Below are 14,448 nucleotides of genomic sequence, written 5' to 3' on the forward strand. Positions count from 1 at the left end.
GTGGGGTCGGCGCGCAGCGAGCGCCGTGCGGTTTCGGTGCCAGTTCGTAGGAATGTCGGGGGTGGAGGCCATACTGGCTGGCGTGTATTCGGGCATCGGTGACCATGGCGAGCGGGCTGCGTTCTTGGACGCACGGTCGCTGATCGGATGTCGGCACAGGCTTCATCTGGACGCCAGCCATCCGGGCGTGTTGACCGGTGTTGCCGAAGATGCCGGCGTGCAGCAGCGGCGGGAGGCCGCCGCGGCGCATCGTCTGCATGTGCGGGACACGCTGGTCGGCGCGGCGCCCGAGCTCTGGACGGTCATCGATCCACAGCAGCCCGCGCACCTGCGGGCCGCGGCCACCATGGCCGCCATGGAGTCGGGGGCGGAACGGATCTGGGGCGGGCTGCTGCCGCAGGAGCCCGACACCGGCCGCCGCGGCGGCTGCGAAATCCTTTGGCGCGATGCCGATCGCGGCGGCTACATCCCGGTCATCGTGGTCAACCACAAGGTGAGTGATCCGCGCCAGCCCGACCCGGCCGACTACCACCCGACCACCAGCGAGCTGTTCGCCTGGAATCCGCGCCCGGACAGGCACGTTCGCACCCGCCCGCAGCCGCGCGACCAGCAGCGCCTGGCCCACCTCTACCGCATGCTGCAGCGCCACGGCCTGGCCAGTCCGGCCCTGGTGGGCGGCGCGATCGGCTACCACTTCGACCGCATCCTGGTACACGACCTGGGCCCGATCCTGGACGACTACGACGTCCGCTACGCCGACCGCATCGCGGTGGTGCGCGGCGAACTGCCCACCGTCCCTTCGAAAGTCCCCGAGTGCCGCCAGTGCCCGTGGTGGAGCCGGGCGCCCGAGGAGGGCGGCCGCAGCTGCGAGCAGTGGCTGGCCGAGCATCGTGATGTGAGCCTGGTGGCGCCGGGTTCGCGCGCCGAGGTGCTGCGCCGCCACGGCGTCGAGACCATCGACGATCTGGCCGCCTGGAGCGGCGACGAGCCCGACGACTGGCAGTACGAGCCGTTCACCGAGACGGTGGTCACCGCCCGCGCCTGGGCCACCGGCGCGCCGCTGGTCCGCCGGGTCGAGCGGGTGCGCGTCACCCGCGCCGACGTCGAGGTGGACGTGGACCTGGAGAGCTACCAGGAGCACGGCGCCTACCTGTGGGGCACCCTGCTCGACGGCGTCTACCGCCCGTTCGTCACCTGGGATCCGCTGCCCACCGAGGACGAGGGCCGCTCCTTCGCCGAGTTCTGGGCCTGGCTGATGAGCGTGCGCGCCCAGGCCGCGGTGGACGGCAAAACCTTTGCCGCCTACTGCTATTCGCGCACCGCCGAGGACAAGTGGCTCTACGAGTCGGCGCGCCGCTTCGCGGGCCGCCCCGGCATTCCCATCGAGCGCGAGATCCAGCAGTTCGTGGACGGCCCGCAGTGGGTCGACATGTTCCAGGCGGTGTCCGAGCAGTTCATCTGCCCGAACGGCAAGGGCCTCAAGAAGATCGCGCCGGTCGCCGGATTCCACTGGCGCGACGCCGAGGCCGGGGGCGAGGCCTCGATGGCCTGGTACCGCCTGGCCGTCGCCTACGAGGGCGGCGAACCGGACCTGTCCCAGCGCACCCGCATTCTCGAGTACAACGAGGACGATGTGCAGGCCACGAAGGTGCTGCGGGACTGGATGACCGATCGGGCCGACGCGGAGGTTCCCTCCATCGCCGACTTCTCCCGTCGTAATATCGCGTCGTGACCGAACACATCGAACACCTGGAGTTTCAGGCCGAGACCCATCAGCTGCTGGAGCTGATGATTCACTCGGTGTATTCGAACAAGGACACCTTCCTGCGGGAGCTGATCTCGAATGCCTCCGACGCGCTGGACAAGCTGCGCCTGGAGACCTTCCGCGACAAGGACCTGCGAGCCGACACCTCCGATCTGCACATCGAGCTCGAGGTCGATCGCGACAATCGCGTACTCACCGTGCGCGACAACGGCATCGGCATGTCACGCGCCGAGGTGGTGGATCTGATCGGCACGCTCGCCAAGTCGGGCACCGCCGCGCTGCGCAAGCAGCTGCTGGAGGCCAAGCCGGACGATCAGCAGGCCGAGGAGCTGATCGGCCAGTTCGGCATCGGCTTCTACTCGACCTTCATGGTGGCCGACAAGGTCACCCTGACCACCCGCAAGGCGGGCGAGACCACCGGCACCCGTTGGGAATCCGAGGCGGGCTCGCCGACCTACTCGATCGAGGAGCTGGCCGACGCCCCGCAGGGCACCTCGGTGTCGTTGCACCTCAAGCCCTCCGACGACGAGGACCACCTCTTCGACTACACGCAGGAGTGGAAGCTCCGCGAAATCGTCAAGAAGTACTCGGATTTCATCGCCTGGCCCATCCGCATGGATGTCGAGCGCACCGTCATGGACGGCGAGGGCGAGGACAAGACCGAGAAGACCCTGATCGAGACCCAGACCCTGAACTCGCAGAAGGCGCTGTGGACGCGTCCGCGCAGCGAGGTCTCCGACGAGGAGTACACCGAGTTCTACAAGCACGTCGCCCACGCCTGGGACGATCCGCTCGAGATCATCCCGATGAAGGCCGAGGGCACCTTCGAATACCAGGCGCTGCTGTTCATTCCGTCGCACGCGCCCTTCGACCTGTTCACCCGTGAGCACAAGCGCGGCGTGCAGCTCTACGTGCGCCGGGTGTTCATCATGGACAACTGCGAAGAGCTGATGCCGGAGTACCTGCGCTTCGTCAAGGGCGTGGTGGACGCGCAGGACCTGTCGCTCAATGTCTCCCGCGAGATCCTGCAGCAGGACCGCCAGATCCAGATGATCCGCAAGCGCCTGGTCAAGAAGGTGCTGTCCACGGTCAAGGACCTGCGCAACGCCGAGGACAAGACCAAGTACCAGGAGTTCTGGAAGGAATTCGGCCGGGTCCTCAAGGAGGGCCTGCTGTCGGATGCCGACAACCGCGAAACCATCCTGGGCGTCTCGTCTTTCGCCTCCACGCACTCCGAGACCGAGCTGACCTCGCTGGCCGACTACGTCGAGCGCATGCCCGAAACCCAGTCGGCCATCTACTACATGACCGGCGAGACCCGGGCGCAGATCGAGAACTCCCCGCACATCGAGGCGTTCCAGGCCAAGGGTCTCGAGGTGCTGGTGCTGACCGATCCGGTCGACGAAATGTGGGTCGGCTCGGTGACCGAGTTCGAGGGCAAGCCCATCGTTTCCATCGCCAAGGGCGAGGTGGACCTGGAGACCGAGGACGAGAAGAAGGCCTCCGAGCAGCTGCGCGAACAGCAGGAGAAGGACTTCTCCGATGTCCTGACCTGGCTGCAGCAGACCCTCGACGCGGACGTGAAGGAGGTGCGCCTGACCAACCGGCTGACCACCTCCCCGGCCTGCATCGTGGGTGATGTGTTCGATTTCACTCCCATGCTGGAGCGCATGTACCGCGCCTCCGGCCAGGAGCTTCCGCACAGCAAGCGCATCCTCGAACTGAACCCCTCGCACCCGCTGGTCACCGGCCTGCGGGACGCGTACGCGGCGGTCGAGGACGAGGCCGAGAAGCCCGAGGCGCTCACCGAGACCGCCGAATTGCTCTACGGCACCGCGGTTCTCGCCGAGGGCGGCGAGCTGAAGGATCCCGCGCACTTCGCGCGAATCCTGGCCGATCGGTTGACCCGCACGCTCTGACGGATGTGCTCGGATCGGGCTCCTGTGGCAAAGCCGCAGGAGCCCGACCTATAGCGAGCGGGAATCGGTCATGCCCGGTTTGGCGCAAATGTGACGATCGGCATCCTCTGGCAATTTCGGGAACTTCACGCGAGCGCGTACGTTGTACGTCTTGGTCGTAAGTTTTCGTGTTCGTGTTCAACATGCTCGCGCGGAACAGTGTGCGGGCGTTGCTTCACCTTGCCAGTCAAGTTGCAAGCCGCCTTCTGATCGACCCGGGTTCCGCTGCCGCGGCGCCCACGCATTAAAAGAAACACCTCGTCAGGAGAAGGTAATGGTTCAGGGCACCGTCAAGTGGTTCAACGCGGAGAAGGGCTACGGCTTCATCGCCCGCGAAGACGGCCCCGACGTTTTCGTCCACTACTCGGAGATCGAGGGCAACGGCTACCGTCAGCTCGAGGAAGGCCAGGCGGTCTCCTTCGAGATCACCGAGGGCAAGAAGGGCCCGCAGGCTGCTGCGGTCCGTCCTCACTAAGGTGAGTTGCTGAGGCTCCGAGCCTCAAAGCCTAAACACAAGGCCCGCACCGGATTCCGGTGCGGGCCTTGTCTGTTTTATGCGGGTTAGCGCGGAGCCATGCGCAGCGCGCCGTCCATGCGGATGGTCTCGCCGTTGAGGTAGTCGTGCTCGGTGATGTACTGCGCGAGCTGCGCGTACTCGTCCGGGCGGCCCAGGCGCGACGGGAACGGCACGCCGGACTCGAGACCCTTGCGGTACTCCTCGGTGACACCGGCCAGCATCGGGGTGTCGATGATGCCGGGCGCGATGGTGTTCACGCGAATGCCGAACTGCGCCAGGTCACGCGCAGCCGGGATGGTCATGCCCGCGACGCCGCCCTTGGAAGCGGAGTAGGCGATCTGCCCGATCTGGCCCTCGAACGCCGCGACGGAGGCGGTGTTGATGATGACGCCGCGCGAGCCGTACTCGTCGACCGGATCGGTCTTGGCGATGGCGTCGGCGGCCAGGCGCATGACATTGAAGGAGCCGAGCAGGTTCACGGTGATCACCGTGCGGAACAGCTCCAGATCGTGCGGGCCGTTCTTGGACAGGATGCGTCCCGCCCAGCCCACACCGGCGCAGTTGACGACGATGCGCAGCGGCACACCGGATTCCACGACCTTGGCGACGGCGGCGGCCACCTCGTCACCGCTGGTGACGTCGGTCGGGATCAGGGTGACACCGGCGGGGACGCTGTCGCCCGCGCGCTCGATGGACTGAGCCAGATCCAGGCCGAACACGGTCGCGCCCGCGTCGGCGAAGCGCTTGGCGGTGGCCGCACCCAGCCCGGACGCACCTCCGGTGACAATGGCGGCGGAGCCCGAAATCTCCACGGTGAATGATCCTCTCGACGGTGGAAGGCCCTCTCACTGGCCCTCCGTCAATAGGCACGATAGCGGGGCCGGGCGCACGCCCCGCGCGGGGTCAGGTTTGGGCGATTCGCACCCCGGCAACCTGCTGCCTCGGCGAATCCACGGTTGTGCAGTTCGCAAGGCGTGGCGGGTTGGCGAGCTTCCTCGCAAGATTTACGAACATCGGTGTTCGTCTAAGTGGTAGTTTCGCATACATGAATGCGCGTGTGGCCGGTAAACGCATCCTGATCACCGGCGCGGCGAGGGGCATCGGCGCCGCCTTGGCTCGTCAGTTGCATCAGCACGGCGCGCGGGTGGCGCTGCTCGGCATCGAGGAGTCGCTGCTGTCGCAGGTCGCGGCCGACTGTGGCGACGCGCCCTGGCGCTACTGCGACATCGGTGACCCGGCCCAGGTCGACCGGGTGGTCAACTCCCTCACCGCGGAACTGGGCGGCCTGGACGCCGTGGTCTGCAATGCCGGCATCGCGCGGCAGCTCTCGCTGGTCGGCGGCGACCCGACGGTGCTCGAGGAAACCCTCGCGGTGAATGTCCTCGGCGTCTACTACACGCTGCGCGCCGCCGGACCCCATATCGCGCACCCCGACGGCTATGTCCTGATCGTCTCCTCGCTGGCCGCCGCCATCCACCTACCCCTGGCCGGGGCCTACAGCGCGTCGAAGGCCGCGGTCGAGGCGCTGGGCGACACCCTGCGAATCGAACTGCGGCACACCGGGGCCCGGGTCGGCATGGCCTATTTCGCCGAACTCGACACCGATATGACCGGCCGCGGTTTCGGCACCGAGGCCGCGCGCAGCATTCTGGGCCGCTCCACGATTTCCGGTATCGCCCCGCTGGGTCCGGCCATCGACGCCTGCGAACGCGCCCTGGCCCGCCGCTCCCGCCGCATCGTCTCGCCGTACTGGGTGAGCATGGTGCTGTGGTGTCGCCCGCTGGCGCAGCGCCTGGTCGACTACTCGCTACGCCGCGGGGTGGCCGGTGGATTGGAGATCGCCCGCACCGAACCGACGGGCTTCACCACCGATCAACCGGCTCGACCCCGCAGAATGAGAAAGCTCGCCTGAACGCACCGGCCAACGGAGTCCCGCACATGACCGATTCGGCAACTCGCCAACTCCCTCGCGGCCGCCACGGCCTGCCCCGCGAGACCGTGGTCGCCGCCCAGCGCGACCGCATCCTGCTCGCCATGGCCGAGTCGATGGCCGAGAACGGTTATGTCGGAACGCCGGTGGCCGCGGTCATCAAGCGGGCCGGGGTCTCCCGCGAGACCTTCTACGAGCAATTCCGTTCCAAGGAGGACTGTTTCGAGGCCGCCTACGAGCGCGCCGCGGAACTCATGCTGACCGGCGTCCTCGCCGCCACCGGCGCGGAGTTCGACGGCGAGACCCGCACCGAGCGCATGGAACGCCTGCTCGGCGCGTACCTGGAGGCGCTGGCGGGCCAACCCGCTTATGCCCGTTTGTTTCTCGTCGAGGTCTACGCGGTCGGTCCGGAGGCCATCGCGCGGCGCACGCAGTTGCAGGAGACCTTCGTGGCCATGGTCGCCGACGTGCTCGGCGCGGACACCGAGCCGCAGCGCTTCGCCTGTCAGACCCTGGTGGCGGCCTTGAGCGCCATGGTCACCGCGCGCATCGCGGTCGGCGATCTCGACGGCCTGCGGGAACTGCGGGAGCCGCTATTGGACCTCGTGCGGCGCAGCGGAGAACTGTTCGGCAACACCGTGCTCGGCGACTGACGTCGGCGTGGGCGCGGACACCCGGCGGCGCAGCAGGAGCAGCACCGCCCCGGCGAGCGCGGGCGCCGCCAGCGACAGCACCGCCGCGACCGGGGTGCCCAGGCCGTGGGCGAAGGCCTCGAGCAGGGTCAGCGCACCGAAGTACAGGAACAGCAGGCCCGAGCAGACGGCGATGGTCCGCTCCGGAATGTGCTTGCCGATGGTCACGCCGATCAGGATCGCCAGCCCGCCCGCGGCCACCATGCCCGCGACCGACCCGATCCACACCGCGATCCAGCCGTTGTTGGTGGCCAGGGCCATGGTGGCGAACATGGTGCGGTCGCCGAGTTCGGCGAGCAGGAAGGCCGAGAGCACGACCAGGAAGGCATTGCGGGACTTGGGCTGCGCGACAACCTCTTCCGCCTCGTCGGCGGAATTCGACGGCAGCGTCTCGCGCAGGGTCCACAGGCCGACGCCGATGAGGGTGGCCGCGGCCAGCAGTGAGATGACTCCGGTCGGCAGGGCCGCGCCCACGAAATGCCCGACGCCGACGGCGATGAGGTTGACCAGCACGCTCGCGACGGTGATGCCGGACAGCACCACCCACCAGCGGTAGCGCAGTGCGAATGTCAGTGCCATGAGCTGCGATTTATCACCCAGTTCGGCGAGAAAGAGCACGCCGAAACCCAGCAATATCGTGGCGATCATGAAATGTCAGCTCCCAGGTCTCCGGCCTGTCGGCTGAATGCGGCGACGCTTCAGCCGACACCGCACCGGTAATCGGTTTGGTTCGTATCGGCCGAAGGTCTCGCCCACCGGATTGCTCCGGTCCACGCGCCGGACCCGGGAAAGGATCAGTATGTCGACGGCGTGATTGGGGGCTACTCCCCTTCGCTCGGGGCCACTCTACTCCGGCAAACCGGGCGCATGCAAACGAATGTCGCCCAAATCGCAATGCGCGCAATAAGTTTGGCGACGCTGCCGGAAGGTTTCGGTTACCCTTACGCGGCCAGCAGCATGGCCAGAACCGCGGTGTCGGGATCACTGATCGGATCCACCCCGACCCGCGAAACCATGGAGGTCACCGTCCCGTCGCTGTCGGTCTCCACCCACGCCGCCCGATGTTCCAGGCCCAGGTGCGGCAGCCCCGGCAGCAGCAGGCAGCCCGAGGCCGCACCGGTGCACTCGGGCAGCGAGGGCTGCGTCTCGCGGGGCGGATGCAGCATGAGCAAGGCCGGTGGCACATGTCCGGCAAACATTCCGGGCTGCAGGCCTTCCGAGCCGAGCACGGTGCCCTCCGCGATCACCAGCCCCACCATCGCGGGATCCGGATCATCGGGCAGTTCCTCCCGCGCCCCGAATACCGTGGACGTCGGCAACAACCCCGGCATGCTCGCCACCCGTACGGCGAGCACCAGCACCTGTGCCCATTCCTTGGTGGAGTCCGGCCAGCGCCCGGAGATCACGAAGCCCTGCAGCGAACCGCGCGCATGGAACGGCATGACGCCAATCTGACCACCCATGGTGTGCCCTCCCGAACTCGAACCGGGGGCGGCTGTGCCCGTGCTGCTGTTGGGATACCCAGGTTGTACCAGAACTGAACTGGCACACAAGTACCAATGACTGCTAGCACCGGGCCTGCCGAAATGCGAAAGACCCGCGAACCGAATGGTTCGCGGGTCTTTCGGCGTACGAACGGGGCATCGCCCCGAACGGGCATCAGCCGAAGATCAGGCCCTTGCCCTGGTTCACGGCCTTGGAGTAGCGGTCCTGGATTTCGGCCCAGTTGACCACGTTCCAGAACGCCTTGACGTAGTCCGCCTTGACGTTCTTGTACTGCAGGTAGAAGGCGTGCTCCCACATGTCCAGACCCAGCAGCGGGATGATGCCCAGCGGCACGTTGCCCTGCTGATCGGTCAGCTGGAAGGTGAGCAGCTTGTTGCCCAGGGTGTCGTAGCCCAGCCACGCCCAGCCGGAGCCCTGCAGGCCGTTGGCGGCCGCGGAGAACTGCGCGACGAACTTGTCGAAGGAGCCGAACTCCTCGTCGATGGCCGAGGCCAGGTCGCCGACCGGCTTGTCGCCGCCGTCCTTGGACAGGCTCTTCCACCAGATGGAGTGGTTGACGTGGCCGCCGAGGTGGAACGCGAGGTTCTTCTCGTTCAGGAAGATGGCGGCGTGGTCGTCCTTGGCGCGCGCCTCCTCGAGCTTCTCGAGGGCGGCGTTGACGCCGGCCACGTAGGCGGCGTGGTGCTTGGTGTGGTGGATCTCGTTGATCTGCCCGGAGATGAAGGGCTCCAGGGCCGAGTAGTCGTAATCGAGTTCAGGCAGCGTGTAAACAGCCACGATGTCCCTTTCAGTGTCGGGGCCGTGTGCCCTCGGCATGGTCCGAGGCGCACCCAACCATCATTCGTACACCCGCTCGTCTGCAACCGGGCTGCGCGCCCCCACATTCCGGCGGATGTATATCTTTCCCAACCTTTGGAATCCCCGCGATCGCAACATCGCCGCCGCTTCCGCCGGGTCCCGTAGCATCGAGTCATGTCGTGGTACGACGAGTTCGTTGGACGTTTGCGACTACCGGAACCGACCATGGTGACCGCCGAGCAAGCCCTGCCCGGCCGCTCCGAACCATTGGTGGTCCCCGAGCAGCACTACCTCAACGGGCATCCGCTCAAACCGCCGTTCCCCGACGGTACCCGGCTCGCGGTGGTGGCCATGGGCTGCTTCTGGGGCGCGGAGAAGGGGTACTGGGAGCTCGACGGCGTGTACAGCACCGCGGTCGGCTACGCGGGCGGGTACACCCCGAACCCGACCTACGAGGAGACCTGCTCGGGCCGCACCGGGCACACGGAGTCAGTGCTGGTGGCGTTCGATCCGCAGGTCATCGACTATTCCGGCATCCTGAAGCAGTTCTGGGAGAACCACGATCCGACCCAGGGCATGCGGCAGGGCAACGACCGCGGCACGCAATACCGGTCGGCCGTCTACACCTTCGACGACGAGCAGTTGAAGGTGGCCGAGGAGACCCGGGGGATCTATCAGGAGCAGTTGACGGCAGCCGGATTCGGTGCGATCACCACCGAGATCGCCCCGCTGCCCGACCTTTCCGCCTTCTTCTACGCCGAGGGCTACCACCAGCAGTACCTGGCCAAGAACCCCGGCGGCTACTGCCCCGACCACGGCACCGGCGTCGCCTGCCCGATCGGATTGGGCGCGTAGGTCCTTCGAGCACGGCATTCGAAAGGGGTTCCGGGACAGCGTCCCCGAACCCCTCCTGCTGTCGGCCGACCTTTAGAGCGGCGGCACCACGTCCGGACGCTGGGTGCGCGGATCACCGGCGTCGTGCGCCTGCCACCAGCGGACGCCGCCGTCGATGAACTGCTGCAAGGGAATCGGATTGCCCGCCTTGTCGGCGACCTCGACGCCGTTGAACCAGACGCGCACATCGAGTTCGCGCGGGTCGATGCCCTCCTCCTGGGAGAACTCCATCATGTGCTCGCCGGGCACGTCGCTCAGCTCGGTGTCGAAGCTGAGCAGTTTGCGCCACTGGCTCCAGGAGCTGTCGCTCAGGTCGAGGAAGTCCCAGCCGTGCAGCGCACCGCCGCCGAAGCTGTTGACGGCGTCGTGCAGGCCGTCCAGGGTGAGCGGCAGCACAACCGGCTCGAGGTCGTCCCAGCGCTGGCGGCGCAGCGAGCACGCGACCCGGCTGACTCCGGTGAGGGTAAGGTAGATGTCGCAATCTTCGGGTGGCGGGCCGTCCTCGGGCAGGGTCAGCACGTCGAGTTCCAGCCGTAGCGTGCCGGCCGCCGTGTCGACGTCGATGCCGAGGCAGGTCGCCTCCGACAGCGCGAGGTTGAGTCCCTTGATGTCCAGGCCGTCGAGTAGCCCCCTGCTCACAGTCATAGCGCCAGGCTACCGATCTTGCCTGGCCGGGCCCAGGATTTCCGTTTTTCGGTAGTGTTGTCGTTTTTTTCCGATCCGAACGGAACCGCGGGCTCACCTGCGGCGTCACACTGTAAGGGCCTTCTGGGACAGAGGGCCTCGGGTCGGCCGCTCCGGAACGGGGAGGGGACTTCCGGAACGGCCGACCGGACGAAATTCGGTCGAACCGGTCGGCTGTCAACCTGTGGATCAGGTTGTGGATTATGTGGATAACTCCCGAAACCAACCCTGCGCAGGTACGGAACTCCACCGCCCTCGCGCGCGCGTGGCAGGATCGAAACCGTGACCAACCCCGATGTGCCCTCGGTGCCGATCGACGCGGTGCCGGCGGAATTCGACGCCGCCGACGGCTGGGGTTCGACCGTGCCCGCGCCCGCCCAGCTCCTCGACGTCCGCGAGGACGACGAATGGCAGCTCGGCCGCGCGCCCGGCGCCCTGCACATCCCCATCACCGAGGTGCCCGCCCGGCTCGACGAACTGGATATCGACGCCGAGATCTACGTGATCTGCCGGCAGGGGGGCCGATCCATCACGGTGGTGCAGTACCTGAACCAGATCGGTTACGAGGCCGTCAATGTCTCGGGTGGCATGGTGGCCTGGCAGCAGACCGGTCGCCCGCTCACCGGCGACGGTCCCGAGGCGAAGATCTACTAGGCGCGGAGAGGTGGAGCGATGAACGGGGGACAGGTGCGATCGCGATCCACCGTCGTGCAGCCGTGCGCCCGCTGCGGCGCGCGCTGGGCGGTCCAGGGCAAGCCGCTGCACTGGTGCCCGCGCTGCCACGGCGTGCTGCTCTCGCCCGCACCCGTCGACGCGCCCCCCGAACGCCGCAACTACCGCTGGGTGGCCCGCCCGCCCGGCCGGAAATCGCCTGCCGCGCAGCCCGTCCGGCGGCCGCCCGCCGAAACTCCGCGCTATCACCAGATTCCGCAGTGGGGCCTGCACGACCGGCCCTCGGTCGAGGCCGCCGCGCCGCGCCGCCCGCTGGCCGCGCTCAGCGACCGGGTCGCGGTGCTGCTGCTCGCCACCGCCGGTGTCTTCGTGCTCGCGGCCCTCACCGAACTGGGCCGGTACGGCATCCTGCTGCGCAACCGCACCCGGCTGATCCAGCCGTGGCTGCTGTGGGTTTCCGATGCCGCCGTGACCGTTTCGGCCATTGCCGCCATGGCGCTGGCGCTGGTGAGCGCGGTGGCGCTGGTCGGCTGGCTCACCGAGACCCGCCGCGCCGCCTACGCGGACCTGGGGGAGACCGATCCGCGGTCGCTGCGCGCCCTGGTGCTGGGTTGCGTTGTGCCGGTGGTGAATCTGGTGTGGCCCGGGGTGTTCCTGACCGAGGCGGCCCGGCTGCGCATCGCGGCGGGCGCGGATCCGCGGCTGCTGCGCGCGGTCCGGATCTGGTGGGGCGCTTGGCTGCTCGACGCGGTCCTGGTGCTGGTGTCGGTGTGCTACCGGTTCGCCTCCTCGCTGCAGGTGCAGGCGGACGGGGTGCTGTGGAGCCTGTGGACCGACCTGGTCGCGGCGGCCGTCGCGGTCGCCTCGCTGATCCTGGTGCGCTCCTTCGCGGGCCTGGACGCGCTGGGCCGGCCGAAGCCGCTGCGGCGCTGGGTGATCGCCACCGCGCCCGCGCACCCGGTGATCGAACCGGTGCGGCCGCAGACCGCCGAGTCCGCCGAACGCGCGCCGGTGGCCGCGGTCGGCAATGATGAGGTCACCGCGCCCGGCGGGACGCCGGAGGCAGAGCAACAGGAGGTATTGGCGAAGTGAGCCGGGCCAGTCGTGCGCCGTTCGTGGTCGCGCACCGGGGGGCGTCGGCGGCGCGACCCGAACACACGCTCGCCGCCTACGATCTCGCCCTGCAGGAGGGTGCGGACGGCGTCGAATGCGATATCCGCCTGACCCGCGACGGGCAACTGGTCTGCGTGCACGACCGCACCGTGGACCGCACCTCCAGCGGCACGGGCGCGGTCAGCGAGCTGACCCTCGAGGAGCTGAAGGCGCTGAACTTCGGCACCGCCGCCGAGCCCGAGGGCGTGCTCACCCTGGCCGAGCTCATCGAACTGGTGCTGGACTGGAAGAGCCGGCCCACCAAGCTCTTCATCGAGACCAAGCATCCGGTCCGCTACGGCGCGCAGGTGGAGGTCGCGCTGCTGGAGGAGCTCAATCGCTTCGGCATCGGCGCGCCCGCCTCGGCGGATCACGCGCGCGCGGTGGTCATGTCCTTCGCGGCGACCGCGGTCTGGCGCATCCGCCGCGCGGCCCCGCTGCTGCCGACGGTGCTGCTGGGTGAATCCTCGCTCTACCTCTCCGGCGGCGCGGCGGGCACGGTCGGCGCGACCGCCATCGGCCCGTCGGTGCGCACCCTGCGCGAGCATCCGGACCTGGTCGACAAGGCCGCCGCCGCGGGCCGCGCCACCTACGTCTGGACCTGCGACGATCCCGAGGACGTCCAGCTCTGCGCGGACCTCGGCGTGGACTGGGTCGCCACCAACTACCCGGCCCGCACCAAAGCCGTTCTCACCACGGCGTAAATCCCCCGCGCCGTCGCGGGGCGCCGCCGCCCACCCTGTAGGTTTGCCACTCATGGGTAAGAGCAAGCGCAACAGTCCCAAGCCGGACAGCAATCGGGCGCAGAAGCTGGCCGCCCGCCGCGAGGCGCAGCAGGCCGCGGCGCAGGCCGTGACGCGGCCCTTCGAGGGCCTGGCCGCGGAATGCGATCTGGTCGCGCTGCGGGAGTTCGTGCCGTCGGCGACCGCGACGCTGAAGCTGTCGCCGAATGTCGCCGCCGAGCGCGCGGTCACCCTCGCCACGGTGCTGCCGGGCGCGGTCGCCGCGCTGGTGCGGGCAGGTGACGAGCCGGTCGGTTTCGTCGGCACGCAGGTGCAGTTCCAGTCCGCCGATCCCGCCGCGGATCTGGCCGCCGCCATTCTGTGGACCCAGGCCGCCGCGCCGGGCGAATCGCTGAACACCGCCGAGACCGAAGGCGCGCCGCGACTTTCGGAGGTGCTGGACCCGGGCGCCGCCCTGGACCTGACCGTGCACCAGGACTTCAACTGGTGGGTGCCCGAGGGCGTCACCCCGGACCCGCAGGTGGCCGCGACCATCGAGCAGGCCAATCAGGCGATCATGCCGTCGGCGCGGCTGGAGCTGGGCGCGGACGCCATCGGCGCGGCCTGGTGGGTGGACGCCGGCGAGAAGGCGCACATCCGCTGGGTGCGGCCCGAGGACGAGGATCAGCTGATGCTGGCGCTGGCGCGCTTGCACGCGGCCGGTGACCTGAACCTGGGCGAGGGCTCGCGGTTCGCGGGTTCGTTCCGTACGCACGGCCTGCTGGTGCCGGTCTTCGACCTGGATCCGGAGCAGCACGCCAGCGAATGGGAGGCGCCCGCACGCGAATTCGGCGCGAAGCTGGCCGCGGCCCTGAAGACCGACGCTCCGCTGACCTCCGAGGAGCGGCGCTCGCGCGACGGCCTGCGCTCGCGCCAGGTCACCCTGCGCTGACGAAATTCCAGGCTGAGAATTTCTGGAAAACGACTGTTTCAGTCTGAGTGCTCGATTACGTTCTCCTCATCCGGAAGTCCCAGATGAGGAGAATTACCTTGGATGCCATTCTGTCCCTGGTGAAGTCGATGTTCAGCACGCTGTCCGCCAGCATTTCCGCCAACTCCACCGGCCACGTCGACGTACCGGTGAAGTAGGGGAAAGGC

At 68.2% G+C, this 14,448-nt stretch carries 15 protein-coding genes; 10 read left to right on the forward strand and 5 right to left on the reverse strand.

Translation table 11 applies throughout. The features are described 5' to 3' along the window. Window positions 1-52: 52 nt before the first annotated feature. From ACAM49_RS00450 to ACAM49_RS00460, 3 genes are all read left to right on the forward strand, one after another. The gene (locus ACAM49_RS00450) at window positions 53-1,732 is read left to right on the forward strand and encodes a TM0106 family RecB-like putative nuclease (RefSeq protein WP_369633426.1); all 1,680 of its coding nucleotides are present in this window, start codon (window positions 53-55) and stop codon (window positions 1,730-1,732) included. Beyond that, window positions 1,729-3,684: a molecular chaperone HtpG gene (gene htpG / locus ACAM49_RS00455; RefSeq protein WP_369633427.1), complete on the forward strand. Its 1,956-nt coding sequence runs from the start codon at window positions 1,729-1,731 to the stop codon at window positions 3,682-3,684. Before ACAM49_RS00450 ends, htpG begins: the two co-directional genes overlap by 4 nt. Before the next feature lie 313 nt (window positions 3,685-3,997). Then, complete coding sequence (locus ACAM49_RS00460; RefSeq protein WP_033085228.1) at window positions 3,998-4,198, forward strand: cold-shock protein; 201 nt, start codon at window positions 3,998-4,000, stop codon at window positions 4,196-4,198. Between the two features lie 86 nt (window positions 4,199-4,284). Here ACAM49_RS00460 and ACAM49_RS00465 read toward each other — a convergent pair whose 3' ends face one another. Then, window positions 4,285-5,052, reverse strand: coding sequence for an SDR family NAD(P)-dependent oxidoreductase (locus ACAM49_RS00465; protein WP_040802270.1), 768 nt, complete (start codon window positions 5,050-5,052; stop codon window positions 4,285-4,287). Between the two features lie 233 nt (window positions 5,053-5,285). Between ACAM49_RS00465 and ACAM49_RS00470 the strand changes: the two genes are divergently transcribed. Both ACAM49_RS00470 and ACAM49_RS00475 read left to right on the forward strand, forming a co-directional pair. Further along, window positions 5,286-6,152 (forward strand): SDR family NAD(P)-dependent oxidoreductase, encoded by an 867-nt coding sequence (locus ACAM49_RS00470; RefSeq protein ID WP_369633428.1) that lies wholly within the window; start codon window positions 5,286-5,288, stop codon window positions 6,150-6,152. Window positions 6,153-6,178: 26 nt separating this feature from the next. Then, window positions 6,179-6,823 carry a TetR/AcrR family transcriptional regulator gene (locus tag ACAM49_RS00475; RefSeq protein ID WP_369633429.1) on the forward strand — a complete coding sequence of 215 codons (645 nt, stop codon included), beginning with the start codon at window positions 6,179-6,181 and terminating at the stop codon, window positions 6,821-6,823. Here ACAM49_RS00475 and ACAM49_RS00480 read toward each other — a convergent pair. The 3 genes from ACAM49_RS00480 to ACAM49_RS00490 all read right to left on the reverse strand — a co-directional run bounded on the left by ACAM49_RS00480 (window position 6,764) and on the right by ACAM49_RS00490 (window position 9,145). Continuing rightward, entirely contained in the window at window positions 6,764-7,510 is a 747-nt protein-coding gene (locus ACAM49_RS00480) for a TMEM165/GDT1 family protein (RefSeq protein ID WP_369633430.1), read from the reverse strand. The genes ACAM49_RS00475 and ACAM49_RS00480 overlap by 60 nt on opposite strands. Before the next feature lie 293 nt (window positions 7,511-7,803). Beyond that, complete coding sequence (locus tag ACAM49_RS00485) at window positions 7,804-8,325, reverse strand: peptidase (protein ID WP_369633431.1); 522 nt, start codon at window positions 8,323-8,325, stop codon at window positions 7,804-7,806. A 196-nt stretch (window positions 8,326-8,521) separates the two neighbouring features. After that, complete coding sequence (locus ACAM49_RS00490) at window positions 8,522-9,145, reverse strand: superoxide dismutase (protein WP_326312672.1); 624 nt, start codon at window positions 9,143-9,145, stop codon at window positions 8,522-8,524. A 195-nt stretch (window positions 9,146-9,340) separates the two neighbouring features. On the opposite strand from ACAM49_RS00490, the gene msrA reads away from it, so the two are divergent. Beyond that, complete coding sequence (gene msrA / locus ACAM49_RS00495; RefSeq protein ID WP_369633432.1) at window positions 9,341-10,021, forward strand: peptide-methionine (S)-S-oxide reductase MsrA; 681 nt, start codon at window positions 9,341-9,343, stop codon at window positions 10,019-10,021. 72 nt (window positions 10,022-10,093) lie between these two features. On the opposite strand, the gene ACAM49_RS00500 is transcribed toward msrA, so the two are convergent. Next, window positions 10,094-10,705, reverse strand: coding sequence for a hypothetical protein (locus tag ACAM49_RS00500; protein WP_369633433.1), 612 nt, complete (start codon window positions 10,703-10,705; stop codon window positions 10,094-10,096). A 321-nt stretch (window positions 10,706-11,026) separates the two neighbouring features. Here ACAM49_RS00500 and ACAM49_RS00505 point away from each other — a divergent pair, with 321 nt between their 5' ends. From ACAM49_RS00505 to ACAM49_RS00520, 4 genes are read left to right on the forward strand one after another with little or no spacing between them, the layout of a single operon-like run. Continuing rightward, on the forward strand, window positions 11,027-11,398 hold the full coding sequence (locus ACAM49_RS00505) for a rhodanese-like domain-containing protein (protein WP_369633434.1): 372 nt from the start codon (window positions 11,027-11,029) through the stop codon (window positions 11,396-11,398). Window positions 11,399-11,416: 18 nt separating this feature from the next. Continuing rightward, the gene (locus ACAM49_RS00510; protein ID WP_369633435.1) at window positions 11,417-12,508 is read left to right on the forward strand and encodes a DUF4328 domain-containing protein; all 1,092 of its coding nucleotides are present in this window, start codon (window positions 11,417-11,419) and stop codon (window positions 12,506-12,508) included. Further along, the gene (locus ACAM49_RS00515) at window positions 12,505-13,272 is read left to right on the forward strand and encodes a glycerophosphodiester phosphodiesterase (RefSeq protein WP_369633436.1); all 768 of its coding nucleotides are present in this window, start codon (window positions 12,505-12,507) and stop codon (window positions 13,270-13,272) included. Before ACAM49_RS00510 ends, ACAM49_RS00515 begins: the two co-directional genes overlap by 4 nt. 52 nt (window positions 13,273-13,324) lie before the next feature. Further along, window positions 13,325-14,242, forward strand: coding sequence for a DUF5926 family protein (locus ACAM49_RS00520; RefSeq protein WP_369633437.1), 918 nt, complete (start codon window positions 13,325-13,327; stop codon window positions 14,240-14,242). The last annotated feature ends 206 nt before the right edge of the window (window positions 14,243-14,448 follow it).

The organism is Nocardia sp. JMUB6875 (genome assembly GCF_041154655.1).
Lineage (GTDB): Bacteria > Actinomycetota > Actinomycetes > Mycobacteriales > Mycobacteriaceae > Nocardia.

Coding starts and splice junctions, on each gene's coding strand:
- ACAM49_RS00450 (WP_369633426.1), top strand. CDS start 53: ATGTCGGGGGTGGAGGCCATACTGGCTGGCGTGTATTCGGGCATCGGT.
- ACAM49_RS00460 (WP_033085228.1), top strand. CDS start 3,998: ATGGTTCAGGGCACCGTCAAGTGGTTCAACGCGGAGAAGGGCTACGGC.
- ACAM49_RS00470 (WP_369633428.1), top strand. CDS start 5,286: ATGAATGCGCGTGTGGCCGGTAAACGCATCCTGATCACCGGCGCGGCG.
- ACAM49_RS00475 (WP_369633429.1), top strand. CDS start 6,179: ATGACCGATTCGGCAACTCGCCAACTCCCTCGCGGCCGCCACGGCCTG.
- ACAM49_RS00480 (WP_369633430.1), bottom strand. CDS start 7,510: ATGATCGCCACGATATTGCTGGGTTTCGGCGTGCTCTTTCTCGCCGAA.
- ACAM49_RS00485 (WP_369633431.1), bottom strand. CDS start 8,325: ATGGGTGGTCAGATTGGCGTCATGCCGTTCCATGCGCGCGGTTCGCTG.
- msrA (WP_369633432.1), top strand. CDS start 9,341: ATGTCGTGGTACGACGAGTTCGTTGGACGTTTGCGACTACCGGAACCG.
- ACAM49_RS00500 (WP_369633433.1), bottom strand. CDS start 10,705: ATGACTGTGAGCAGGGGGCTACTCGACGGCCTGGACATCAAGGGACTC.
- ACAM49_RS00510 (WP_369633435.1), top strand. CDS start 11,417: ATGAACGGGGGACAGGTGCGATCGCGATCCACCGTCGTGCAGCCGTGC.
- ACAM49_RS00520 (WP_369633437.1), top strand. CDS start 13,325: ATGGGTAAGAGCAAGCGCAACAGTCCCAAGCCGGACAGCAATCGGGCG.